This is a genomic window from Pseudomonas sp. Con_6 (assembly GCF_059379395.1).
Genome location: NZ_CM182011.1, coordinates 4,553,645 through 4,577,045 on the forward strand (window position 1 = coordinate 4,553,645; position 23,401 = coordinate 4,577,045).

The 23,401-nt window shown below is 65.3% G+C and carries 21 protein-coding genes; 10 read left to right on the forward strand and 11 right to left on the reverse strand.

The features are described 5' to 3' along the window. Positions 1–1,122 carry a muconate/chloromuconate family cycloisomerase gene (locus AC5QPF_RS20185; RefSeq protein WP_494959575.1) on the reverse strand — a complete coding sequence of 374 codons (1,122 nt, stop codon included), beginning with the start codon at positions 1,120–1,122 and terminating at the stop codon, positions 1–3. A gap of 127 nt (positions 1,123–1,249) precedes the next feature. Here AC5QPF_RS20185 and AC5QPF_RS20190 point away from each other — a divergent pair, with 127 nt between their 5' ends. Beyond that, a complete protein-coding gene (locus tag AC5QPF_RS20190; RefSeq protein ID WP_494959576.1) occupies positions 1,250–2,128 on the forward strand; it encodes a LysR substrate-binding domain-containing protein in 879 nt (292 codons plus the stop codon). Positions 2,129–2,331: 203 nt separating this feature from the next. Next, positions 2,332–3,357 (forward strand): AraC-like ligand-binding domain-containing protein, encoded by a 1,026-nt coding sequence (locus AC5QPF_RS20195; RefSeq protein ID WP_494959577.1) that lies wholly within the window; start codon positions 2,332–2,334, stop codon positions 3,355–3,357. Between the two features lie 105 nt (positions 3,358–3,462). Here the strand turns inward: AC5QPF_RS20195 and AC5QPF_RS20200 are convergent, their stop codons facing one another. Further along, complete coding sequence (locus tag AC5QPF_RS20200) at positions 3,463–4,434, reverse strand: AraC-like ligand-binding domain-containing protein (RefSeq protein ID WP_494959578.1); 972 nt, start codon at positions 4,432–4,434, stop codon at positions 3,463–3,465. Between the two features lie 208 nt (positions 4,435–4,642). On the opposite strand from AC5QPF_RS20200, the gene antA reads away from it, so the two are divergent. From antA to catA, 4 genes are read left to right on the forward strand one after another with little or no spacing between them, the layout of a single operon-like run. After that, on the forward strand, positions 4,643–6,031 hold the full coding sequence (gene antA / locus AC5QPF_RS20205) for an anthranilate 1,2-dioxygenase large subunit (protein WP_494959579.1): 1,389 nt from the start codon (positions 4,643–4,645) through the stop codon (positions 6,029–6,031). Then, positions 6,028–6,519: an anthranilate 1,2-dioxygenase small subunit gene (antB, locus tag AC5QPF_RS20210; protein WP_494959580.1), complete on the forward strand. Its 492-nt coding sequence runs from the start codon at positions 6,028–6,030 to the stop codon at positions 6,517–6,519. The genes antA and antB overlap by 4 nt, the downstream gene beginning before the upstream one ends. 11 nt (positions 6,520–6,530) lie before the next feature. Further along, positions 6,531–7,565, forward strand: a complete 1,035-nt coding sequence (gene antC / locus AC5QPF_RS20215) for an anthranilate 1,2-dioxygenase electron transfer component AntC (protein WP_494959581.1) — start codon at positions 6,531–6,533, stop codon at positions 7,563–7,565. 31 nt (positions 7,566–7,596) lie between these two features. Continuing rightward, entirely contained in the window at positions 7,597–8,511 is a 915-nt protein-coding gene (gene catA, locus AC5QPF_RS20220; RefSeq protein WP_494959582.1) for a catechol 1,2-dioxygenase, read from the forward strand. Between the two features lie 84 nt (positions 8,512–8,595). Here catA and AC5QPF_RS20225 read toward each other — a convergent pair whose 3' ends face one another. The 6 genes from AC5QPF_RS20225 to AC5QPF_RS20250 all read right to left on the reverse strand — a co-directional run bounded on the left by AC5QPF_RS20225 (position 8,596) and on the right by AC5QPF_RS20250 (position 14,932). Beyond that, complete coding sequence (locus AC5QPF_RS20225; RefSeq protein WP_494959583.1) at positions 8,596–10,017, reverse strand: methyl-accepting chemotaxis protein; 1,422 nt, start codon at positions 10,015–10,017, stop codon at positions 8,596–8,598. A 74-nt stretch (positions 10,018–10,091) separates the two neighbouring features. Beyond that, the gene (locus AC5QPF_RS20230; RefSeq protein WP_494959584.1) at positions 10,092–11,024 is read right to left on the reverse strand and encodes a transporter; all 933 of its coding nucleotides are present in this window, start codon (positions 11,022–11,024) and stop codon (positions 10,092–10,094) included. Positions 11,025–11,064: 40 nt separating this feature from the next. Continuing rightward, a complete protein-coding gene (locus tag AC5QPF_RS20235) occupies positions 11,065–11,598 on the reverse strand; it encodes a flavin reductase (protein ID WP_494959585.1) in 534 nt (177 codons plus the stop codon). Positions 11,599–11,610: 12 nt separating this feature from the next. Beyond that, on the reverse strand, positions 11,611–12,849 hold the full coding sequence (locus AC5QPF_RS20240) for a styrene monooxygenase/indole monooxygenase family protein (protein WP_494959586.1): 1,239 nt from the start codon (positions 12,847–12,849) through the stop codon (positions 11,611–11,613). A gap of 43 nt (positions 12,850–12,892) precedes the next feature. Further along, positions 12,893–13,678: an SDR family oxidoreductase gene (locus AC5QPF_RS20245; RefSeq protein ID WP_494959587.1), complete on the reverse strand. Its 786-nt coding sequence runs from the start codon at positions 13,676–13,678 to the stop codon at positions 12,893–12,895. Positions 13,679–13,681: 3 nt separating this feature from the next. Continuing rightward, entirely contained in the window at positions 13,682–14,932 is a 1,251-nt protein-coding gene (locus AC5QPF_RS20250) for a dienelactone hydrolase family protein (protein ID WP_494959588.1), read from the reverse strand. A gap of 450 nt (positions 14,933–15,382) precedes the next feature. Here AC5QPF_RS20250 and AC5QPF_RS20255 point away from each other — a divergent pair, with 450 nt between their 5' ends. After that, complete coding sequence (locus tag AC5QPF_RS20255; protein WP_494959589.1) at positions 15,383–17,014, forward strand: hypothetical protein; 1,632 nt, start codon at positions 15,383–15,385, stop codon at positions 17,012–17,014. A gap of 16 nt (positions 17,015–17,030) precedes the next feature. Then, on the forward strand, positions 17,031–18,875 hold the full coding sequence (locus AC5QPF_RS20260) for a putative Ig domain-containing protein (RefSeq protein WP_494959590.1): 1,845 nt from the start codon (positions 17,031–17,033) through the stop codon (positions 18,873–18,875). On the opposite strand, the gene AC5QPF_RS20265 is transcribed toward AC5QPF_RS20260, so the two are convergent. From AC5QPF_RS20265 to AC5QPF_RS20275, 3 genes are all read right to left on the reverse strand, one after another. Then, on the reverse strand, positions 18,859–19,335 hold the full coding sequence (locus tag AC5QPF_RS20265; protein WP_494959591.1) for an Ig-like domain-containing protein: 477 nt from the start codon (positions 19,333–19,335) through the stop codon (positions 18,859–18,861). The genes AC5QPF_RS20260 and AC5QPF_RS20265 overlap by 17 nt on opposite strands. Further along, positions 19,332–19,691 carry a hypothetical protein gene (locus tag AC5QPF_RS20270; protein WP_494959592.1) on the reverse strand — a complete coding sequence of 120 codons (360 nt, stop codon included), beginning with the start codon at positions 19,689–19,691 and terminating at the stop codon, positions 19,332–19,334. Before AC5QPF_RS20270 ends, AC5QPF_RS20265 begins: the two co-directional genes overlap by 4 nt. 165 nt (positions 19,692–19,856) lie before the next feature. Continuing rightward, entirely contained in the window at positions 19,857–20,735 is an 879-nt protein-coding gene (locus tag AC5QPF_RS20275) for a LysR substrate-binding domain-containing protein (RefSeq protein WP_494959593.1), read from the reverse strand. A 131-nt stretch (positions 20,736–20,866) separates the two neighbouring features. Here AC5QPF_RS20275 and AC5QPF_RS20280 point away from each other — a divergent pair, with 131 nt between their 5' ends. Together AC5QPF_RS20280 and AC5QPF_RS20285 are read left to right on the forward strand one after the other, a co-directional pair. Beyond that, a complete protein-coding gene (locus AC5QPF_RS20280) occupies positions 20,867–22,048 on the forward strand; it encodes a serine hydrolase (protein ID WP_494959594.1) in 1,182 nt (393 codons plus the stop codon). Positions 22,049–22,226: 178 nt separating this feature from the next. Then, positions 22,227–23,375 carry an acyltransferase family protein gene (locus AC5QPF_RS20285; RefSeq protein ID WP_494959595.1) on the forward strand — a complete coding sequence of 383 codons (1,149 nt, stop codon included), beginning with the start codon at positions 22,227–22,229 and terminating at the stop codon, positions 23,373–23,375. The last annotated feature ends 26 nt before the right edge of the window (positions 23,376–23,401 follow it).

Genomic DNA, 23,401 nt, shown 5'->3' on the forward strand with positions numbered 1-23,401 from the left:
TCAGCGGCGGGCGAAGCGCGCAAGCTGCGCTTCGTCCAGGGTCAGGCCCAGGCCGGGAGTGGCCGGGACGTGCAGGTGGAAGTCGCGGTACACCGGGGCTTGGTGAACGATTTCCTCGGTCAGCAGCAGCGGCCCGAACAGCTCGGTGCCCCAGGTCAGCTGGCGCAGGGTGAGGAAGGCATGGGCCGAGGCCAGGGTGCCCACCGCGCCTTCGAGCATGGTCCCGCCATACAAGGCGATGCCCGCCGCCTCGGCGATCTGCGCGGTGCGCAGCACGGCACGGGGGCCGCCGTTCTTGGCGATCTTCAGGGCGAAGATGCTCGCTGCGCCGTCGGCGGCGAGGCTGAAGGCGTCCTCCACGCTTTCGATGGATTCGTCGGCCATGATCGGTGCGGGACTGCGCTGGTTAAGGCGTACCTGGCCACTGCGGTTGACCCGCGAGATCGGCTGCTCGATCAGGTCGATGCCGTTGTCGCCCAGCACCTGGCAGGCGCGGATGGCCTGGGATTCGTCCCAGTACTGATTGACGTCGACCCGCACGCTGGCCTGGTCGCCCAGTTCGCGCTTGATCGCCACCACGTGCTTGAGGTCCTGCTCCACCGGGTTGGCGCCAATCTTCAGCTTGAACACCCGATGCCGGCGGATTTCCAGCATGTGCCAGGCTTCGGCGATGTCCCGGGCGGTGTCGCCGCTGGCCAGGGTCCAGGCCACTTCCAGGCTGTCGCGCACACGCCCGCCCAGCAGTTCGCTGACCGGCAGGCCCAGGCGCTTGCCCTGGGCATCCAGCAGCGCGCTCTCGATGCCGGACTTGGCGAAGGTGTTGCCCTTGGCCAGCTTGTCCAGCTTGAGCATGGCGGCGTTGATGTTGTCTGCCGCCAGACCGACCAGGGCCGGAGCCAGGTGCGCATCGATATTGGCCTTGATCCCTTCAGGGCTCTCGTAGCCGTAGGCCAGGCCGCCGATGGTGGTCGCCTCGCCAATGCCTTCCACGCCATCGCTGCAGCGCAGGCGAATGATCACCAGGGTCTGCTGCTGCATGGTGTGCATCGCCAGCTTGTGCGGGCGGATGGTGGGCAGGTCGACGATGATCGCCTGCACCTGTTCGATCACTGCATTGCTCATTTGCCTGGAGACCTCATGGTGGCGACGCCCTGCGTGGCCACATGGATTGAACGGTGGGTAAAGGATTGCCTGTTGGCGCCACTCGATCCAATATCGATTACCTCTGCCACCATACCCAGGAAGTCTGATGGAGCTTCGTCACCTGCGTTACTTCAAGGCGCTCGCCGAGACCCTGAACTTCACCCGCGCTGCCGAGCGCCTGCACATGGCCCAGCCGCCGCTGAGCCGGCAGATCAGCCAGCTGGAAGAAGAATTGGGCACCTTGCTGGTGGAACGCGGTCGTCCCCTGCGCCTGACCGAGGCCGGGCGCTTCTTCTATGAACAGACCGGCACCCTGCTCCAGCAACTGGAACAGATCGGCGCCGCGACCCGGCGCATCGGCCAGGGCCAGCGCCACTGGCTGGGGATCGGCTTCGCCCCCTCGACGTTGTACGGGCTGCTGCCGGAACTGACCCGGTCGCTGCGCAGCGACCCCGACCTGCAACTGGACCTGGTCGAGATGACCACGGTGCAGCAGGTCGATGCGCTCAAGACCGGGCGTATCGATATCGGCTTCGGGCGCATTCGCATCGACGATCCCGCCATCGAGCAGCAGGTGCTGTACGAGGACCCTCTGGTGGCAGTGCTGCCCCGTGGCCATGCCCTGTGCGGGACCACGCCGACGCTGGCGCAACTGGCCCGCGAGCCCTTCGTGCTCTACCCCGCCACGCCGCGGCCCAGCTATGCCGACCATATCCTCGCCCTGTTCGCCCACCATGGCCTGAGCGTGCAGATCGGACAGTGGAGCAACGAACTGCAGACCGCGCTGGGGCTGGTGGCCGCGGGCCTGGGGGTGACACTGGCGCCGGCCTCGGTCCGCCAGCAGCATCGGGCAGACCTGGAATACACCGGCGTGCAGGACCGCGATGCCGTGAGCCCGATCATCCTGAGCCGGCGCAAGGACGAGGCGGCGCCGGTGCTGCAGCGTTGCCTGGAGCTGATCGAGCAGTTGCTGGCCGCACGCTGAGTACTCCCGCAAGACCTCTCGCGACGACCCACATACAGATTGGTCTGTTCCTTGCTGAGAAACAGGCAAGCCGACGGTGATCGGCACCAAGGATCACACTGCCGCCCAGGCATTATCCGGACACTGCAGCGACCATCCGGTTACTGCAAGGCACCGGGTCCGAAAGCGTGCAGCCGTGGTTGCCTGTGTAACGAGAGGTGACAATGATCTCCAACGAAGCAAGCCTTGCGAGCGGTGAGTGCTTCAGTGAATTGCAGCTGTTCACTGAAGAGAACCAGTTGTTCCTGCACTACGACCTGGACAGCGTGCGCACCAGTGTCGGACGCATCTTCAAGCCTCACGAGCTGTCTGCGGTGCGGACCCGCGAGACGGTCGGCGCCTGCATGCACCATGTCACCCGCGGCGGCCTGGCCCTGAGCCGCCTGGAGTACGCCACGGAGGTGGATATCGACCCCGGGCGCCTGGAAGACTTCTACCTGATCCAGATCCCCATCCAGGGTGGCGCGCTGATCCATTGCGAGGGGATGGAATTCGAGTCGTCGCCACAGGTCGCCTCGCTGCTCTCGCCGACCCTGCCGGCGCGGATGCGCTGGCAAGGACATTCGCCGCAGCTGACCCTGCGCATCGAACAGGCAGACATGGCCTACCACTGCCGCCAGCACATTCCCCAGGCCAGCCAGCGCCTGCCGCAATTCGACCCGCGCCTGGACTTCTCCCGGCCGGGGGCGGCGTATTTCCTGCAACTGCTCAATACCCTGGCCAGCGCCCTCGGCAGCCCCGAGCATCCGCTGCACCAGCCGCTGGTGCTCAAGCAGTTCGAATCGGCGCTGCTCAATTCCCTGCTCTACGGCCAGGCCCACAGCGCCCTGGACAACCTGGAGCGTGCGGCGGAAAAGAACATCTCGCCCTATTTCATCAAGCGCACCGAGGCCTATATCCGCGAGCACCTGCATGAGCCGCTGAGCGTCGAGTCGCTGGCCGAGCAGGCCGGGGTCAGCGTACGCACCCTGTTCGCCGGGTTCCGCAGCTTCCGCAACACCAGCCCGATGGCCTATATGCGCGAACTGCGCCTGGAGCAGGTGCACGAAGAACTGACCCGCAACGAGCAGGCGTCGGTGACGGATGTGGCGTTCAAATGGGGCTTCGCCCACCTGGGGCGGTTCGCCCAGGAGTACAAGCGGCGGTATGGGGAACTGCCTTCGGCTACGCGGCGGTTTCGGGTGTCATAAATCGTAAAGCTGGACGCGGACCCTGTGGGAGCTGGCTTGCCAGCGATTACGATGGTGGGCTCACTACCGCTATCGCTGGCAAGCCAGCTCCCACAGGGTCCGCGCTCACCGCAAACGCGCGAGTGTGCCCGACGGCGACTCGCCAAACGCCTTGCGGTAATCACTGGCAAACCGCCCCAGGTGCCCGAACCCCCACTCCAGCGCCACGCTGGAGACACTCGCCGCCGCCCCTGCGCTCAACAACGCACTGCGTACCGCCGTCAGCCGGTAATGCTTGAGATAGGCCATCGGCGTCAGTCCATGGTGACGACGAAAAGCCTCATACAGCTTCTCCCGGGAAACACCGGCCACCTGCTCCAGGTCGTTCAGCCGCAGCGCCTCCCGCGCATGCTCCTGGAGAAACTGCCGGGCCCGCACCAGGTACTGCGGGACCCGTTCCTGCCCGCCTTGCTCCAGCTCATCGGAGTGATTGTTCGGCTGCGCCAGCAACAGCGCGCGGATCAGCAGGCACTCCATGTCCCGCGCCAGCCGCGGCTGCGCATACAGCGCACCCAGCTGCGGCCAGTTATCAAGCAGATGGCGAACACTCAACCACCAGGCCGCCACCTGCTCGCAGCCGATGTCCATTTGCGCGCGAAAGCGGATCGGTTCACGCAAGGGCCGCTGCAGCATGTCCTCGGCCACCTCTTCCAGGGCCCGGCGGCTCACCACCACCTGGAGCTTTTCGCAGTCGCCGCCCAGTTCCAGCGAGTGCGCTTCCAGCGGTGACACCACCAGCCCGCAGGCTGCGTCGGAACGCACCTGGGCGCGACCGCTGCGCAAGCGCTGCCGCCCGCGAAGCGGCAGGCTGATGCTGTAGGCATCGAGGGAGCGGATATCGATGTTCACCGCGGTGCCATAGGCGATGCGCCCCAGCACCGTGCCCAGTGCCGGCAGGCGCGTGCCCAGGTGACTGAAGCTCAGTTGCTCGGGATGCCGCGAACGCAGTTGGTGGGGTCCGCAGATATCACTCATCCACTGCTGCGCCTGGATCAGTTCGGCGCAATGGTTATGCAGGGTAGCGGCGGCACGGTGCATGGGCATCTCCTGGCGATGGTGAGCATGCACGATTCTCCGCGCGCGCGAGCCCTCGCCACTATCCGTTTTCTGCAGCTATTTGCCCGTCTTCCATCCGCCCGCTGCAAGGGCGCAAGAAATGGCTGGTCAATGCCCACAAAGCGGCTAGAGCGACCTCGCCGCCGGCGCTTCAATCCGGCACAGAACGCCAACAACGAGGACACGCCCGATGAGCGCCCGCAACCTGAGCCAATGGCAAGACTACGTCCGGGGCTGCCTGGACTTTCGCCCCGTCGAAGGGGTCTATCGCGTCGCCCGCGACATCTTCACCGAGCCCGAGCTGTTCGACCTGGAGATGGAGCTGATCTTCGAGAAGCAGTGGATCTACGCCTGCCATGAGAGCGAAATCAGCCAGCCCAACGACTTCCTCACCCTGCGCGCCGGGCGCCAGCCGATGATCATCACCCGCGACGGCAACGGCGAACTGCACGCCCTGATCAACGCCTGCCAGCACCGCGGCGCGACCCTGACCCGCCAGGGCTCCGGCAACCAGTCGACCTTCACCTGCCCGTTCCATGCCTGGTGCTACAAGAGCGACGGCCGCCTGGTCAAGGTCAAGGCACCGGGGGAATACCCCGAAGGCTTCGACAAGGCCACCCGCGGCCTGCGCAAGGCGCGGATCCAGAGCTACAAGGGCTTCGTCTTCATCAGCCTGGACACCCAGGCCAGCGACTCGCTGGAAGATTTCCTGGGCGATGCGCGGATCTTCTTCGACATGATGGTCGCCCAGTCCCCCACCGGCGAACTCGAGGTGCTGCCGGGCAAGTCCACCTACACCTACGACGGCAACTGGAAGCTGCAGAACGAGAACGGCCTGGACGGTTATCACGTCAGCACCGTGCACTACAACTACGTGTCCACGGTGCAGCACCGCCAGCAGGTCAATGCCGAGAAAGGCCAGGGCGACAGCACCCTGGACTACAGCAAGCTGGGAGCCGGCGACGCCGAGACCGACGACGGCTGGTTCAGCTTCCACAACGGCCACAGCGTGCTGTTCAGCGACATGCCCAACCCGGCCGTGCGCCCCGGCTACGCCAGCGTCATGCCCCGGCTGGTCAGCGAATACGGGCAGGTCCGCGCCGAGTGGATGATGCACCGCCTGCGCAACCTGAACATCTACCCGAGTCTGTTCTTCATGGACCAGATCAGCTCGCAGTTGCGCATCGTGCGTCCGGTGGCCTGGAACAAGACCGAAGTCACCAGCCAGTGCATCGGGGTCAAAGGCGAGTCCGCCGCTGACCGGCGCAATCGCATTCGCCAGTTCGAGGATTTCTTCAATGTCTCGGGCATGGGCACGCCGGACGATCTGGTGGAGTTCCGCGAACAGCAACGCGGTTTCCAGGCGCGCCTGGAGCGCTGGAGCGACATCTCCCGTGGCCATCACCGCTGGACCGAGGGCGCCACGCCCAACAGCGAGGCACTGGGCATCCAGCCGGTACTGACCGGCCGCGAGTTCACCCACGAAGGCCTCTACGTCAACCAGCACGGCACCTGGCAGCGCCTGCTGCTCGAAGGCCTGGCCCACCGCGCCCTGCAACCGAAGGAGATCCAGGCATGAACCTTTCCCTGCACTACGCCATCGAGCAGTTCCTGCTGCGCAAGGCCGAGCTGTGCGACGCCCAGGACTGGGACGCCTACCTGGAGCTGTTCGACCCCGACAGCCTGTTCCACCTGCCGCAGTGGGAAAGCGAGCACCGCTATGTCGAAGACCCCGACCAAGGCCTGTCCTACATCTACTACCAGGACCGTTCCGGCCTGGAAGACCGGGTGTTCCGCCTGCGCACCGGCAAGTCGGCGGCGTCCACGCCGCACCCGCGCACCCTGCACCAGATCGGCAACCTGCGGGTGCGCGAACTGGACGACGGGCAGCTCGAGGCCAAGGTGGCCTGGCACACCCTGTACGCCCGCCAGGGTCGCCAGGGCAGCTTCTTCGGCCATTGCACCTATCACCTGCGCCAGCACGGCGAGGACTTCCGCATCCGCCGCAAGCACGTGCTGCTGCTCAACGACACCATCGACTCCGTGCTGGACTTCTATCACCTCTGAGGGCTGCCGCCATGTCCCATAACGTTGCCCTCAGCTTTGCCGACGGCAAGACCTTCTTCATCGCCGTCAAGCCCGGCGAGCTGCTGCTCGACGCCGCCCTGCGCCAGGGCATCAGCCTGCCGCTGGATTGCCGTGAAGGCGTCTGCGGCACCTGTCAGGGCCGCTGCGAGTCCGGGCGCTACGAGCAGGAGTACGTCGACGACGAAGCCCTCAGCGCCCGCGATCTGGCCGAACGCAGGATGCTCGCCTGCCAGACCCGCGTGCAGTCCGACGCCACCTTCTACTTCGACCATGACTCCAGCCGCTGCCATGCCGGCGAGCCTCTGCTGCTGCAAAGCACCGTGGTGCGGGTGGAACAGGTGTCGGCGAGCACTGCCATCCTTCATCTGGACGCCAGCGCCCAGGCCGACACCTTGCAGTTCCTGCCAGGCCAGTACGCCCGCCTGCAGGTGCCGGGCACCGACCAATGGCGCGCCTACTCCTTCGCCAACCGGCCGGCGGCCGGCAACCAGTTGCAGTTCCTGATCCGCCTGCTGCCGGACGGGGTCATGAGCAACTTCCTGCGCGAGCACTGCGCGCCGGGCATGACCATGCAACTGGAGGCGCCGCTGGGCAGCTTCTACCTGCGCCAGGTCGAGCGGCCGCTGGTGATGGTGGCCGGCGGCACCGGGCTCTCGGCCTTCCTCGGCATGCTCGACGAGATCGCCGAGCGCGGCGACTGCGCCTGGCCGATCCAGCTGTTCTACGGGGTCAACCAGGAAGCCGACCTGTGCGAGACCCAGCGCCTGGAAGGCCTGCGCCAGCGTATTCCGGGCTTCGAATTCACCCCGGTGGTGAGCCAGCCAGGGGCGGACTGGAAAGGCCGTCGCGGCTACATCCACGAGCACTTCGATGCCACGCGCCTGGCCGCCACGCCGTTCGACATGTACCTGTGCGGCCCGCCGCCGATGGTCGAGGCGGTGAAGGGCTGGGTGGCCGAGCAGGCCCCCGCCGGCGTGCAGATCTACGCGGAAAAATTCCTGCAAAGCGCAACGACCCGAGCTTGACCGAACCATCACAACAAGAGAGGCAAACATCATGACCGTAGCCATTTCCCAGACCGCCGACGTGCAAGCCTTCTTCGAAGAAGCCGCCGGCTACCGCAACGACAACGGCAATCCACGGATGAAACGCATCGTCCTGCGGGTGCTGCAGGACGCCGCACGGTTGATCGAGGACCTGCAGATCAGCGATGACGAATTCTGGACTGCCGTGGACTACCTCAACCGCCTCGGCGGGAAGAACGAAGCCGGGTTGCTGGTGGCCGGGCTGGGCCTGGAGCACTTCCTCGACCTGCTCGCCGATGCCCGGGATGCGCAAGTCGGCAAGGTCGGCGGCACGCCGCGGACCATCGAAGGACCGCTGTATGTCGCCGGTGCGCCGATTGCCCAGGGCGAAGTGCGCATGGACGACGGCAGCGAGGACGGCCAGGCCACAGTGATGTACCTCGACGGTCGGGTGCTGGACCTGAACGGCGCGCCGGTCGCCGGTGCCATCGTCGACCTCTGGCATGCCAACACCCAAGGCAACTACTCGTACTTCGACCAGAGCCAGTCCGACTACAACCTGCGCCGGCGCATCGTCACCGATGCCGAGGGCCGTTATCGCGCGCGCAGCATCGTCCCCAGCGGCTACGGCTGCAACCCGCAGGGACCGACCCAGGAATGCCTGGACCAACTGGGCCGTCACGGCCAGCGGCCGGCGCATATCCACTTCTTCATCTCGGCCCCGGGCTACCGGCACCTGACGACCCAGATCAACCTGTCCGGCGACCAGTACCTGTGGGATGACTTCGCCTACGCCACCCGGGACGGGCTGGTGGGCGACGTGGCCTTCAGCGAGGACGGGCGCAGCGCACGAATGACCTTTGATTTCGCCCTGCAAGGGGCGGCCAGTGCCGATGACCAGGAACGCAGCCAGCGGCCTCGGGCGTTGCAGGGGCAAGGGGCCTGAGAATCTCGTGCCAGCAGGCTTGGTCTGACTGTGCAGGAGCTGGCTCGTCACACGACAAGCCAGCTCCGGTTCTGCGCAAGGCTCTCAACGATCAAAATACCGCGCCAGACTCAAAAGCCCCTCCGACTGCCGCATCAACTCCCCGCCAACCCCCTCCGCCACCCTCGCCTGCTGCGCGCTGCGCCCGATGGCATCGACATTTCCCTGCAGTTGCTCATCCAGCAATTGCACTACCTGTTCCTGCTCATGCATCGCAACAGCGATCTGCTGGCCAAGCCTGTCCACGCCTTGCAGCCGCTCGGCCACCGAGGTCAGCGCCGCATCGACACCCTGCACCTGCTGGGCACTGGCCTGCGCCAGCTGCTCGCAACGCTGCGCGACTTCGCGGTTGCGTCCGTTGGCCTGCTCCAGGCGGTCCAGAAGAGGACGGATGCGCGCCGTGGCCTCCTGGGTCCGGGACGCCAGCTGCCGCACCTCATCGGCCACCACGCTGAATCCACGCCCCGCCTCACCGGCCCGGGCCGCTTCGATGGCGGCATTCAGCGCCAGCAGGTTGGTCTGGCTGGCAATGGCATCGATCAGGCTGGTGAAGCCGGCGATGGCCTCCACTTCCTCGGCCACTTCCCGGGCAGCACGGGCACTGGAGCCGATCGCCTGTTCCAGCGAGCCCAGCGCCTCCCGAGCCTGCCGCGCATGCTGCTGCCCATTGCGGGCCAGGCCGCTGGCGTCGCCGGTAGACTGGCTGGCCACCTGAACATTGCCCGTCACTTCCTGGATGGTTGCGGCCAGTTCGTGCAGGGCCGTGGCCACCTGCTGGTTAGCCTCGCGCTGACGATCCAGCTGCAACGCCTCCTCGCGGATCATCCCGGCCATGTCCCGGGCCTGCCCGCCCAGCCCTTCTCCTGCGCTGCTGATCCGCAGCAGGGCAGCCTGCAAGCGTCGCTCTTCGCTGCGCAGGCTCCAGGCCACCCGTACCAGTCCCGTCTCGCCGCCCAGGAAACCGGCCAGCCAGGGATCGCCGCAAACCTTGCCGTGTCCGTCCAGCAAAGCCGCAATCCGTCGACGCAGCAGCACCTGGGGCAGCAGGCCCGAAATACCCGCCCGCAACCAGCGCCACCAGGACGCCCCGCCGGGCGCACCGTGCCGGACGATACGCCGATATCCACGACGCACCTGCTCGATGCGCCCTGGCTCCAGGGCAATGAACACCGCGCCATAGCCGCTGATCCCTGCAGATCCGTGCACCGGCTTGATATAAAGCTCCAGCCACAACTCGCCGCCATCACCCCGTCGGTGGCACAACGGTCCCAGCCACGGCCGGCCGCTGGCCAGGGTCTGCTGCAGGTGTTCGGCCAGGCGACGTGGCACCGTGGCGTGCAGCAGGTCGTCAAGCGGCCGCTGATGCAGGGCCGCAGCATCGAGCCCGTGGGCCCGACAGAAGTCGTCGGTGAAATACACCAGCCGCCCCTGCAGGTCGGTGCGGCAGATCAGTGCTTCGAAATCCATGGCAAACCCTCAAAAAAAAAGCCTGCCGCTAACGGCAGGCCAAACGCTGATGCAGGCTGACGATCAAGGCCCGATCAGAAGTGGTGGATGTACCGCACCTGCAACCGCGAACCGTCAGGACGGTTTTCCACGTCCTGCTCGAAATAGGCGTTGAACACCAGGTGGTCGTCCTTGGAGAAGCTGTACATTGCCCCTGGCCCGATGGCCCAGACCTTCTCCCGGCGTCCGGACACTTCGTGACCGTCCACCCGGGTGTCGCTGATCTGCTTGAGCCAGTAGCCGTTGATGCCCAGGCGCAGTTGCGGGGTGAGCGCATACTCGGTGGCGAAGTTGGCGTGCAGGGCCTGGCCGGCCTGGATGTCGCCGGCATCGCCAAAGCCGTAGCCGGGGTCGTGGTTCTTGAAGTTGTACAGGTAGTGGGCGCGCACCGACGCGGTCCAGTCCGGAGTGAACCAGTAGGTCGCCGCCCAGTAGGGGTTGAACGACACGGCATTGTTGCCGGGGTTGATGTCCTTCTTGTCGCTGTACTCGCCGGTGGGCAGGTTGACCTGCAGCTCGATGCGGTGCACGAAGCGCGGGCCGTCCTTGCCCATGATCGGGTCGAACTGGATGAACGGGCCGATCAACCAGTCGCCTACCCCGCCCTGGTCCTTCAGCGCCGCATTGTTCAGGCCGTCGTCGACCTTCATCCTGGTGACGATGGGCAACACGGTGTTGAGACCGAGGCTGGCGTTGCCCAGGCGCAGGTCCGAGAGGTAGCTGACCTGGGTCACCGCGACCTGGTAATCCAGGCGGGTCTTCGGCAGACCGAGCTTGTCGCCGTTGCCGTCCACCAGGCGGTTGGCGCTGTAGTTCTGGAAATACTGCTGCAGGTACCAGCCCGGTCCCGCCGGCAAGCCGCCGTCGAGGAAGCTGGTGAGCCCGAGGTTGACCACCGGAAGGTCGTAGGCCTGGGCGCTGCCGGCGGCAAGCGCGAGAACGCAGGCCAGATGACACGGATTTTTCATGCAAGGCTCCTCATTGCTTTTGTTGTAGAGGGCAGGAGACTCAACGGCCGAGTTCAGGGTGCGCGACCGCAACCCGGTACTGCCCGGCGTGGAAGACCAGCGGTTCTCCGCCGCTGTGTCGGTAGTGCTCGATTTCTCCGAGGAAGATCAGGTGATCGCCACCCTCGTACTGGGTCAGGTTGCGGCACACCAGGGTGGCGATGGCACCGTCCAGCAGCGGTACCCCCGCAGTGGCCTCGACATGCTCGATGCCGGCGAACTTGTCCGCCGCCGGCCGCGCGAAGTGTCCGGACAGGCCGTGCTGGTCACTGCCCAGCACGTTGATGGCGAAGTGGCTGGCGGCGAGGAAATCACTCACGCTCGGCGCCGTGCGCGCCAGACTCCAGAGCACCAATGGCGGGTCAAGGGACACCGAGGAAAACGAGTTGGCGGTCATGCCGACCTTGCGCCCATCGGCGCCGCGGGTGGTGATCACCGTGACCCCGGTGGCGAACTGCCCGAGCAGGTTGCGCAAGGCGCGGGGCTCGCTGCCGTCGGCGGCGACCAGGTCGAGGGGCAACTGCAATGCGTTCATGGTCATCACTCCTCAGGCCGCAGCGCGCGACAGCTTGGCAACGAAGGCCTGGCAGGCCTGGGCATCGAACCACCAGGGGGCGAAGCGCCGCGGGTCGTCGAAGTTGTTGGCGATGACCGAGGCCAGCGCCTGGGATTGCCCGGCGGCACCGAGCAGTTGCAGCAGGTGCTCGGGAGGCGGCAGCAGCATGCTGTTGGTCCAGCCCACCACGTGTTGCGCGTAGTCCCAGTAACGCTCGAAGGTCTGCTCCATCCACTGCTCGGTGAAGGGTTGCTCGCCCTGGGCGAGGATGGCGTCGAGGTAGACCTTGCTGCACTTGGCGGCGTTGTTGGAGCCCTGGCCGGTGATCGGGTCGTTGACCACCAGGGCGTCGGCCATGCCGAATACCGGCAGTCCGGACGGCAGCTCCAGCACGGGCTTGCGCACCATCGGGGTGAAGCGCCCGGCGAGGACGCCACCGGCATCGGAGAGCTCGACATTACGGCAGCGCTCGGCTTCCCACGGTACGTAGCGACGGACGATTTCCAGGCTGCGTTGCAGGTGCTGCTCAGGGGTCTGCACGTCCTGCCAGCAGTCCATCGGGCCGCCGGGCACGCCTTCGAACACCATGATTTCGCAGGGCCCGCTCAGGGTCAGGGCGGGGAACACGAAGTACTCGCCGACACCCGGGATCAGGTTGAAGGCCACCCGCGAGTAGGGTGACATCGGCGTCATGCCCTTCACGTAGGTCAAGGCCAGGGCACGCTGCGGCGCGTCGAAACGGGTGCGCTCAGGGTCACGGGGGAAACGGTTGACGATCTCACCCTTGCCTGCGGCCAGCAGCACCAGGTCGTGGCTGGCGGCCAGACGCTCCAGTTCCGGGATGCCGACGTCCTCGATGGTCAGCTCGCCGCCACGCCGGACGAATTCGTCCATCCACGCCGGCATTTTCAGGCGCTGGTCCACGGCCTGGGCGTAGCGTTCCAGGCGCGCGCTCCAGTCGATCAGTTTGCGTCCGGGCTGCTGCGGGTCCGGCACGCTCAGGCCAATGCCCTCGACCGCCGGGCACTGCTCTTCCCAGAAGTTCAGGCCCAGGTCCCGTTCGGTCTGCAAGGCAGTGTTGAACATGCACTGGCTGGACATGACCTTGCCGGTGCGGATCTGCTCGGCGCTGCGGTTGGTGCTGATGCTGACCTGGTAGCCGTGGGCGAGCAGGCCCAGGCCCAGTTGCAGGCCGGCTTGGCCGGCCCCGACGATGGCGATGCGACGCATGGAGTGTCTCCTGTTGTTCGAATGTCTTGAGAGAAAAAGCGGCCTATTCGGCCAGGCGTGGAATGGCCGGCAGGTTGCGTTCCGGACCCATCACCGAGTAGCCGCCATCCACCGCATAGTCCGCGCCGGTGACGAAGCTGGCCGCCGGCGAGCAGAGGAAGGCCACCACCTGGGCCACTTCGGCTGGATCACCCAGGCGTCCGAGCAGGTGATAGTCGGCGGCCACCCGGTCGGCCTTGGCGCGGTCGCCGCCACTGACCTCGGCGATCACCCGCGACCAGGTCCAGCCCGGTGATACCGAATTGACCCGGATGCCGTCGGCGGCCAGGTCCATGGCCATGCAGCGGGTGAGCTGGGCCATGGCGGCCTTGGACACCGGATAGAGCCAACGCCCGGTCTGGGCGCAGCCGGCGGAAATCGAGGTGAAATTGACCACCGCCCCGCCGCTGGCCTTGAGGTCGGCGTGCACCGCACGCACCAGTTGCACCGCCGAGACCAGGTTGATGTCGAGGGCGCGCAGCCATTCGCTGCGGCCGGAAGCGATGCCCTGGTCGAGGTAACTGCAGGCGAGGTTGATCACAATGTCGATCCGTCCCCAGCGCTGGCGGACCTGGCCCAACGCATCACTGACGGCGGCATCGTCTGTCAGGTCCACAGGCACGAAGAGACCGGCGTCGGCAAAGCCCGTCGCCACCTCGGCGCCCCTGGGGTCGATATCCAGCAGCGCCACCCGCGCACCGGCGGCGACCAGCGCTGCGGCGACCGCCGCGCCGATCAGGGTCGCGCCGCCACTGATCAGCGCCACTTTATCCAGCAGGTTCATGGACATGGCTCAACCCTCGATCGGTAGGTCAGCGCTGGTGACCCAGCCGGGCATCAGCGTGTTGGAGGGCAGGCTTTCATCGAGCAGCTTGTGTGCGGTGACCGCGCCGGCCACCGGCAAGCCGACGGGATCGAGCAGGCCGATCTGCACCAGCACGCTGGCCTGGTCCCAGTAGATATGCTCGTGGTAGAGCTTCGGTCCGCGGAACTTGACCACGCCGAGCATGGGGATCTCGACGAAGCGCCCGGTGGGCGCCACGCCCGGCAGCAGCCAGTCGATCTCGCGGTCGTGGGTGAAGCTCATGATGAACTCGTCGACGATCTGCGACGCGCCGACGGTGCGCGAGATCGGTGTCAGGCTCATGTCCTTCGGGTTGCCATGGACGAAGTGGTAGCGGTAGAAGCGCGCCAGTTCGCGGTAGCCGACGCCACCGGTCATGGTAGGGATATGGTTGACGTAGGGCTGGGGCACCATGGTCGCCATGGTGGCAGGCACGTCACGGGTATCGAACTCGTGGCGGATATGCTCTTCCCACAGCGCCGACAGGTTGTAGTCCGGGCCGATGGTGCGACGCAGCGCGGCGATGCTGCGCTCGTGGGCGAGCAGTGCCGAGGGCTTGTGGTAGTGATCGCCGGCGGGACGGGCGAAGGCGTGGTCGACGTTGGGGTAGACGTAGGCTTCGGTGCCCGGCCTCTGCTGCAGGGCGGCGATGATCGACTCGCGAGCATCGGCCTGGCAGAAGTGATCCAGCTCGGCGAAGTGCAGGACCAGGCGACCGGACAGCCCCTCCAGCTCATGCAGCGCCTGTTCGATGCCCACCCCGTAGTAACCGACGGCGCAGGCCACTTCCGGCAAGCGGCAGGCCGCGAGGTAGGCAAGCTTGCCACCCAGGCAATAGCCCACTACACCGAGGCCGTCGGCGCTGCAGGCGTCCAGCCCGCGCAGATGACGCAGGCTGGCGGCGATGTCACGGATCCCGTGAGTTTCGTCGAAAGCCTGGTACAGCGCGAAGGCGCGCTGGAAATCGGCTTCGTTGTAACCCAGGTCGACCCCGGTTTCCTGGCGCCAGTACAGGTCCGGCACCAGCACCGTGTAGCCTTCCTCGGCGAGCCGGTCGGCCACCTCGCGCATGGCCGCATTGACCCCGAAGATCTCCTGGCAGAGCACCACGCCCGGGCCACGGCCATCGATGGACGTGGCCAGATAGGCCTGGAACTGTTCGCCGGACTCCGCACGGACGTAGACGTAATGCCCTTTCATGTCGATCTCTCCAGTCGTTGACGTTGGAGACATCTTCGGGCGATTGGCGGAATGGGGCTGTCCGTTGGGTGCGTGAAAAGTCCGTTGGGTGCGAAAAGTTTGGTTCTTTGGGGAGTGCACGTCTTTTCAGCCTGACGGGAGTCCGCATCAAGGCTTCCCAAGTGCTCGCCTCGGGCCTTGCAGCGCCCTTCAGATCGAGCGCCGCCCGCGCGGCGCATCGCTGGCAAGCCAGCTTGTATCTTTAGTCCGGGATTAAAGCCGTGTGGTGCTGGTGCTGGATATCGTGTGTTGATCCATGTGCCCGGACGACCCTGTAGTCGCTATCCGGACCACGGCAATCCGCGCCCGTGATCTTTCCTGCGGGAGATGCATCAAGCAGACAAATGAGCTTCCATGCTGCCCCTGCTCGATGACATCATTGAGCCACACCCCTGCTGACAGGAGATTTCCGTGTCCGTCGCCCTGATGGAAATCTATGACCACTTTCGCAACACCGACACGGCAAGCATCGATGATGACCATTTCTCTCCGGTCGTCACCTTTGCCAACCGGGTACTGGGGGAGCATGTGCTGCTCCAGAAGTTGCGGGTCACCAAATCCGAGTTGGAAGCTTATGACGACGACGACCTGCAGGATAAAACGAACAAGAAGTTCAGGTCGGATCAGCCCCACAGCCTCGACGAGGAAGAGGAAGAAAAGACCGGCACGCCGCTGCTCTTACGCTGGGGGGCACGCAGCTCCAACCAGCAAACCGTGCTCAGTGGCGATGGCTCCTTCGAGCTGGAGCTGACCGAGGTGGTCGTCGAAGGCTCGATCACCCTGGAAAACCAGGAACTGCACGCACGGGTCGAGTTCAGCGAGAACATCTTCGGCATCGTGGTGACCCTGGTCATCACCGGCACTTCGGCGGAGAACTTCTTCCAGCAATGGGCGGGCGAATTCTACCAACCGCAGTTGGAACATATCGCGGTCAGCGAAGCTGTCCTGGTCGCATGCTCGCACAGCAAGCTGCTCAACCACGAACGCATCGTCTTTCCCTTGGAAAAGGGCCTCAGCATCATCCTCAGGGCGAAAACCGGCGACAATATCTGGAAGATCATCGACGGCGTGGACAAGCTGTACCTCTACGGACGCCTGCTGGACGATCAGTTCAACGACGTGCCGCTGAACCTGAAGAGCTATCCGTTCTTCCGCATCCTGCTTGGCCAGAACGTGCGCCTGACCGGCAGCTTTTTCCACATCAGCGTGAAGACACCGGACAACCTGTCCGACGCGCCGATGGAGGATGACGAGGCGTCGAGCGAGTTCCAGGAGGAGCCGGTGCCGTTCGCCCAGCTCAATCTCGCCGGGACCCTCTGGGAGGGTGCGAACTCCGTGTCCTTCTGGAGCGACGTGCCCGCCGACCATGAGGTACTCGCCTTTCGCATGGCGGGATCCGGCGTCCAGTACCCCTGGCAGCTCGACCAGTTGAAACCCTTGCTCGGCAGCAACGCGGCCGTGATGGACGCCTTTGCCCAAGGGATCGACGGCACGGGCTGGAAGTACCGCGTCATCGACATGCAGTACTTCTACGATCTGTCCATGCAGACGCTCTACAGCCTGTCGCTCCAGCTGACCCTGCTCAACCGGGGCGCGGCCATCCTGCCGGCCGGGATAAGAGTCGAACTGCAACAACTGGCGCTGCACTGTAACGTGGGCACACCGGACACCACCCCGGCCGTATCGCTCTGGGCCGAGGGAACAGGCAGCATCGGCGGCGTGTCGCTGCCACTGGATATCGTCTGGGGCAGCGCGATCAGCATGAGCACGGGCAATGACGGACCGCCACCGGAAAGCCTGTTCACTGCCCTGGGTATCGAGGTGCCGCTGCTGGACCAGGAGATGAGCGGGATTGCCAGCTACCGTCTCGATTTCCTGCCCCCCGACGGCGAGCCGCAACTGTCACTGCTACCCAGCTACAAGGCCCCCGAAATGGAAGTGGAGCTGGAGCAGGACGACCAGGAGAGCGACGCCGCCATCGTCCTGGACCGACATGGCGTGGTCAGTTGGCCGACGCCCCCTTTCCCCGCAGATGGCCCATGACAAGGAAGCCAGACCCGTGCCAGACATCAGAGTCATCAGCTGGAACATCAAGGACTTCGCCAACACGCGCTACACCAACAACTGCAACATCATCCAGCGACAGCTCTACGACAACACGACGCAACTGTGCGATCTGTTCGTCATCATCGAACCCAAGATCGGCACCAACAAGGGCACGCTGGGCAAGGTGGTGCAGAGCGGTTCCGGTTTCAAGGCAATGCTCGCCCTGTTCGACTGGCTGTATCTGAAGGACAACAACTGGAAGATGGTGCCGCCACTGATGTCCAGCGGCGACACCCGGGCCGACTGCGTCGCGGTGTACTACGACTCCAGCAAGCTGAAACTGGACGGCCCGGACCTGGACAGGGAATGTGCCGCGCCGCGCCCGGTGGCACCGCCCTGGCAAAACGCACATCCCGGCCAGGTCAGGCACCTCGAGCGCAAGGGCGGCCTCATGGATTTCCAGGGACGCAGGCCTTACCTGGTCAAGTTCCACGATGCCACGGCAGCGCCGCAGACCACCCTTCAGGCCATCACGCTGACGATCCAGCCAGCGGTGCCGGCCGCCGTGGTCGCGGCGTCGTCGCTGACCATCAGTACCGGCGCCACGTTGCCAGTCGCCACCCTGAACGAGCCCTACAGCCTGCCTCTCGCCTGCGAGGGCGCCAGCGGCACGCTGAGCTGGACGCTGAAGGGCGGTTCAACCCTGCCCGCGGGCCTGAACCTGGACGGGACCAGCGGCGTCCTCGACGGTACGCCCACGACGGCTGGCGCGTTCACGGTGGATGTGGAAGCGAAGGACGGCAGTGGCAGCACCTCGAAGAGCCTGGACCTCAAGGTCGGCACGATCGCGATCACCTCACCCCCGGCCCTGCCCCACGCCTCGCAGAACAGCTACTACCTGTTCACGCCACAGGTCGAATGCGTGCATGGCACCATGACCTGGAGCCTGGCCTCGGGCACCTTGCCGCCGGGGCTGGTGCTGGACACCACGAACGGCACCATCAGTGGCGAAGTCGGCAGCACGGCGACCACGCAAAACTTCCAGCTCAGCGTCGATGACGGCAATACCCAGCCGCATACCCTGAATTGCACCCTGACCGTGACCGACGCATTGACCATCACCACCACCGAAGTGCCGCAGGGCAAGGAAAACCAGGCTTACAGCGTGCAACTGAAAGCCGTCGGCGGTTATCTCCCCACCGCCTGGCATACCGCCAGCACACTGCCCTCCGGCATGACCTTGTCCCGCTCAGGCCTTCTCTCCGGTACACCGACGGACCATGGCACCTTTGCCCTGACACTCGAGGCGACCTGCCACCAAGGCTTCTTCCTGGTGGCGATCCATGCACCGCCACAGACGTTCAGCGATAACGAAAAGTACAAGAAGAACGCGCACATCCTGATGGTCAAGACGCTGACCAGGCTGCGTGAAACCACCAGCGAGCGCATGCATACCCGGGTCCTGCTGGTGGGTGACTACAACGTCTGCGACCAGGTTTGCTGCAGCGCCACCGACGACCACGAGGCCTTCACCAGCCTGGCCACGACCTATAACCGCCATACGCCACCGGCACCGCGCAGCAGTCTCGCCGTGTTCGACGGCGGCAAGGCGAGCAACGCATTGAAGGCGAGCTGGACACGCAACGCCTTCGACCATGTATTCAGCAAAGGATTCGCCGCCACCGATATCAACAACCTGAATGTTGTGAACCTGGTCACCGAGCATGCGCACTACAAGGCCAAGGCCCTGGCCGTGAACACCATCACCCAGGTCGAATGGAACGCCATCTTCCGTGAAGTGCTGTGGCGTACAGGCGTCAGTGATCATTTGCCGGTGAAGTTCACTCTGACCATATGAGCGATTCGCGCTCCCAGTGCAGCTCGAAGTAGTGTTCATCCTGCATCGTGTCGCCGTCCGGTGCAGGTTGCTCGCGGCCTGGCGTCCTTGGAATCACGCTGATGGCGAAGCCGGGCTGTACATTGTCGTCCGGCAAGGCATCGAACCTGAGCATGAAGGTTTCGGGATCGGCGCTGATCCCGTCGAACCTCACGTAGCCCTGGTCATCGGTCCTGCGGGTCAGGCCATTGCCTTCGGGAATCCTCAACGTGCAATCGGACTGGGCAACGGGCTGCCCGTCGTCGTCCATCATCGTCAGTTCGAGCCATACCTGGCCTTGCTGGCAGGGCAATACCGGGCTGAGCTTCCGTCGCCCGTCCCGCGTGGTTTTCGCCGAGCGGTTCATCGCCCGCAGCGAACTCGTGGCGCGCCCGGGTGGCACCTCATCGACCACTCCCGGCTCACTCGCCCAGGCACTCATGCCTTGTTCCTCAATCGCTGCTCGGCGCCGCTGGTAAGCAGGTCGAGCCGGGAGTCCAGCGTCAACCGCCGGTCCTGGAGGACGCGCCGCGCCCACTCACCGTCGGGTTGCCGATGGAAATCATCGCCAAGCGCCAGTTGCAGATTGAAGAAACGCATGAAGTGTTCTTCGCTACCAAGACCCCAGGTACGAGCTTCGTCCATACTCGCCAAGACCCGATCCTGCACCTGCTCGACGGGTGTCCTGGCCAGGCACTGAGGCCAATGAAGGATGGCGGCCTGGGCGATGCGCAAGGCCATCGTCCGCTGCACCGGCTCGACCAGGGCCGCCATTTGCGCGTCACTAATCAACAACATTGCCCCGCCCTCTCTGATGGATGGCGAAGTATGTGGAGTGGCAAAGCACATCGCAATCATCGCGCACAATTCCCCGCAGACGCTTTCTGCGTGGCTTCGCCACCCTGTGGGGGGCCGGCAGGCTCGCCCCACAAGAACCGCGCCGCTCCTGAGAAAAGCGGAAGCTCACATATGCAACGAAATGAAATCCACAAAACACCGCAGCTTCGGCGCAATGAACCGGCTCGGCGGCCATAGCACGCTGAAGTGAATGGTGCGGGTCACCTCCTCCGTCAGCACCGCCTGCAACTCACCGGCCTCCAGCGCCGCCTTGACCGCGAATTCCGGCAGGCAGGCAATACCGCGCCCGGCCAGGGCGGCGTTCAGGAGCATGTCGATGTTGTTGCAGACCATCGCCACCCGCAGATTCTGCGGACCATTGCCCGGCTGATCCGGCAGCGGCCAGCGTTCGAGCTTGCCGGTGGACGGCACCCGGTACAGCAGGCAGTCATGCTCGCCAAGGGCATTGGCGCTTTCCGGCACCCCATGGGTCTGAAAGTAATCCGGCGCCCCCACCAGCAGGAAACGGAAAGCCCCCAGCCGCCGCGCCACCAGCCGCGAGTCGTTCAGCGCCCCGGTCCGGACCACCGCATCGAAGCCCTCCTCCACCACATCCACCAGTCGGTCACTGAAATCCAGCTCCAGATGAATATCCGGGTAACGCTTGGCGAAACCGGACAACAGGCTGAAGAGAAACTGCCCGGCCAGCGGCAAGCTGACCCGCAGCTTGCCGCGCGGCTCGCTGCTACTGCTCGACAGCTCCAGTTCCGCCGCTTCCAGCTCGTCCAGCACGCGCTGGCAACGCCCGAGAAACAGCGTGCCTTCCGCGGTCAGGTTGATGCTGCGGGTGCTTCGGTGAAACAGCCGCACGCCCAGGCGCTGCTCCAGCCGCGCGATGCTCTTGCCGATCGCTGATGACGACACGCCCAGTTGCCGACCTGCCGCCACGAAGCTGCGAGTTTCCGCCACCTGCACGAAAACCGAAATTCCACTGAGGTTGTCCACACTCGTTCCCTGAGTTCAATGTCCGAAATTGCGGACCAAAACGTCCGAAGTGTCCGGAATTCTAGCCTCTGTTTCCCCTGCCGTCTGTTCCCTAGCATGGCCGTCGTCAACTACAGCAGGGAGTCGCGAGCATGACCATCAAAGAAACCATCCAGCTATCCGGCGCCATCGCCACCGACCCGATCCAGGCACGCATCGACGCGGCCCTGGACAGCGCCCTCAAGGACCAGCGCCTGGTCGGCGCCGTGGTCCTGGTGGCCCGCCGCGGTGAAATCATCTATCGCAAGGCCGCCGGCCTGGCTGACCGCGAGGCGGGCAAGGCGATGCACACCGACGCGCTGTTCCGCCTGTCCTCAGTGACCAAACCCATCACCTCGGCCGCCGCCCTGGCCCTGGTCGCCCAAGGCCGCATCGGCCTGGACGACCCCATCGCCCGCTGGCTGCCGGAATTCCAGCCAACCCTGGCGGACGGCAGCCGCGCCACCATCACCGTGCGCCAGTTGCTCAGCCATACCGCGGGCCTGGGCTACGGCTTCCTCGAAGCCCAGGGCGGCGGCGCCTATGCCCGCGCCGGGGTGTGCGACGGCCTGGAGAACGCACCGCTGACCCTGGACGAGAACATCCGTCGCCTGGCCAGCGCGCCGCTGCTGTATCGCCCGGGCAGCGACTGGGGCTACTCGATCGCCACCGACGTGCTGGGCGCATTGATCGCCCGGGTCTACGAAGCGCCGCTGGCCGAAGCGATCGAACAGCTGGTGAGCAAGCCGCTCGGGCTGTCCGATACGCGCTTCCATGTGGTCGACCCAAGCCGCCTGACCGCCGCCTACCTCAATGCCGAGCCGGCGCCACGGCGCATGCAGGGTGTCGAGGTGATCGAAGTGTTCGAGAACACCGCCGGCATCCGCATGGACGCGGACCGCGCCCTTGACGCCAGTGCCTACCCGTCCGGTGGCTCGGGAATGGTCGGTACCGCCGAGGAATTCCTGGTGCTGCTGGAAACCTTGCGTCAGGGCGGCGGTAGCCTGATGCCGGCGAGCCTGGTCAAGGAGCTGGGCAGCGTGCAGACCGGCGACCTGGAACTGGCCAACTGGCCCGGACGCGGTTTCGGCCTGGGCTTCACCGTGCTCACCGATCCGAAGGCGGCGCAGACGCCCGAGTCCGTCGGCACCTGGCGCCTGGGCGGAGCGTTCGGCCACTCGTGGTTCGTCGATCCGGCGCAGCAGCTGTCGGTGGTGGCGTTCACCAATACGGCGTTCGAAGGGATGTTCGGGCAGTTCACGGTTGATCTGACCAATGCGGTCTATGGCGTGTGACTGCCGCCCAGACAACATAGGACAAGAGCTTGACGCGGACCCGCTCCCACAGGGTCCGCGTCAAGTGTCCGCCCCCGGAACGAATGCAGTTTGAGTTGTTAACCACAGCCTCCCCCTGGAATCGATCAGGCACGCCACCCCGACCGTGCCGCGCATCTTTATTGATAGGTATCGACTCATGACGCATTCAAACCTGTACCACCCGCATCATCACGCGCGCCTCGATTCCCTTACCGGGTTTCGTTTCATCGCCGCGGCCCTGGTGTTCTTCTTCCACGCGTCACTGACCAGGATCATCGGCTTCAACCCCTTCGCCGACCCGGAGATCATCGCCGTGTTCCAGCGCCTGTTCAGTGTCGGCGGCTGGCTCGGGGTGTCGTTCTTCTTCGTCCTCAGCGGTTTCGTCATCACCTGGTCGGCACGCCGCAACGACACGCTGGTCGCGTTCTGGCGTCGCCGCCTGGTGAAGATCTACCCCAACCACCTGGTGACCTTCGTCCTGGCGATGATTCTGTTCGCAGTGCCGCTGACCGCCGTCAGCGCCTGGCTGCCCAACCTGCTGCTGGTGCATGCCTGGATCCCGGACATGTCGGTGTTCCTCAGCGTCAACGGGCCGTCCTGGTCGCTGTGCTGCGAACTGGTGTTCTACCTCGCCTTCCCCTTCCTCCTGCGCGCGCTGTGGAAAGTCCCGGAGGATCGCCTGTGGCTGAGCGCCGCCCTGACCGTGTGTGCCCTGGCCGCCACGCAATGGCTGATCGCCGAGTTCGTCAGCGCCACGCCACAGATCGCCGAGTACCCGATCTCGCTGCAGCAATGGTGGCTGGCCTACTACTTCCCGCCGCTGCGTCTGTTCGAATTCGTCCTCGGCATGCAGATGGCGCGGATCCTCATGGCCGGACGCTGGCCGGCGATTCCGTTCGCCCCGGTCCTGGCCCTGGCAGCGCTGGCCTACTTCCTCGCCGGCGAAGTGCCCTTCATCTATAGCCTGTCGCTGACCACTGTGATCCCCATCGCCCTGCTGATCACCAGCCTGGCCGCCGCCGATGTCAGCCGCCAGCGCTCGTGGTTCCGTCACCCGCTGATGGTCTGGCTGGGGGAGATCTCCTTCGGCTTCTACATGATCCACCTGCTGATCATGACCGCTATCACCACGCTGCTGGACGGCCAGCGCTTCGCCGCCGGACCGGCCTCGCTGATCCTCGCGGCCACTTTCGCCCTGTCGATCCTCGGCGGCTGGCTGCTGTTCGCCTTCGTCGAGCAACCCGCCATGCGCCGCTGGGGCAAGGCCAACCCGGCCACGCGGCCCCTGGGCGTGCCCCAGGCCTGACATTCCCACAGGAAAGGATGCTTGCC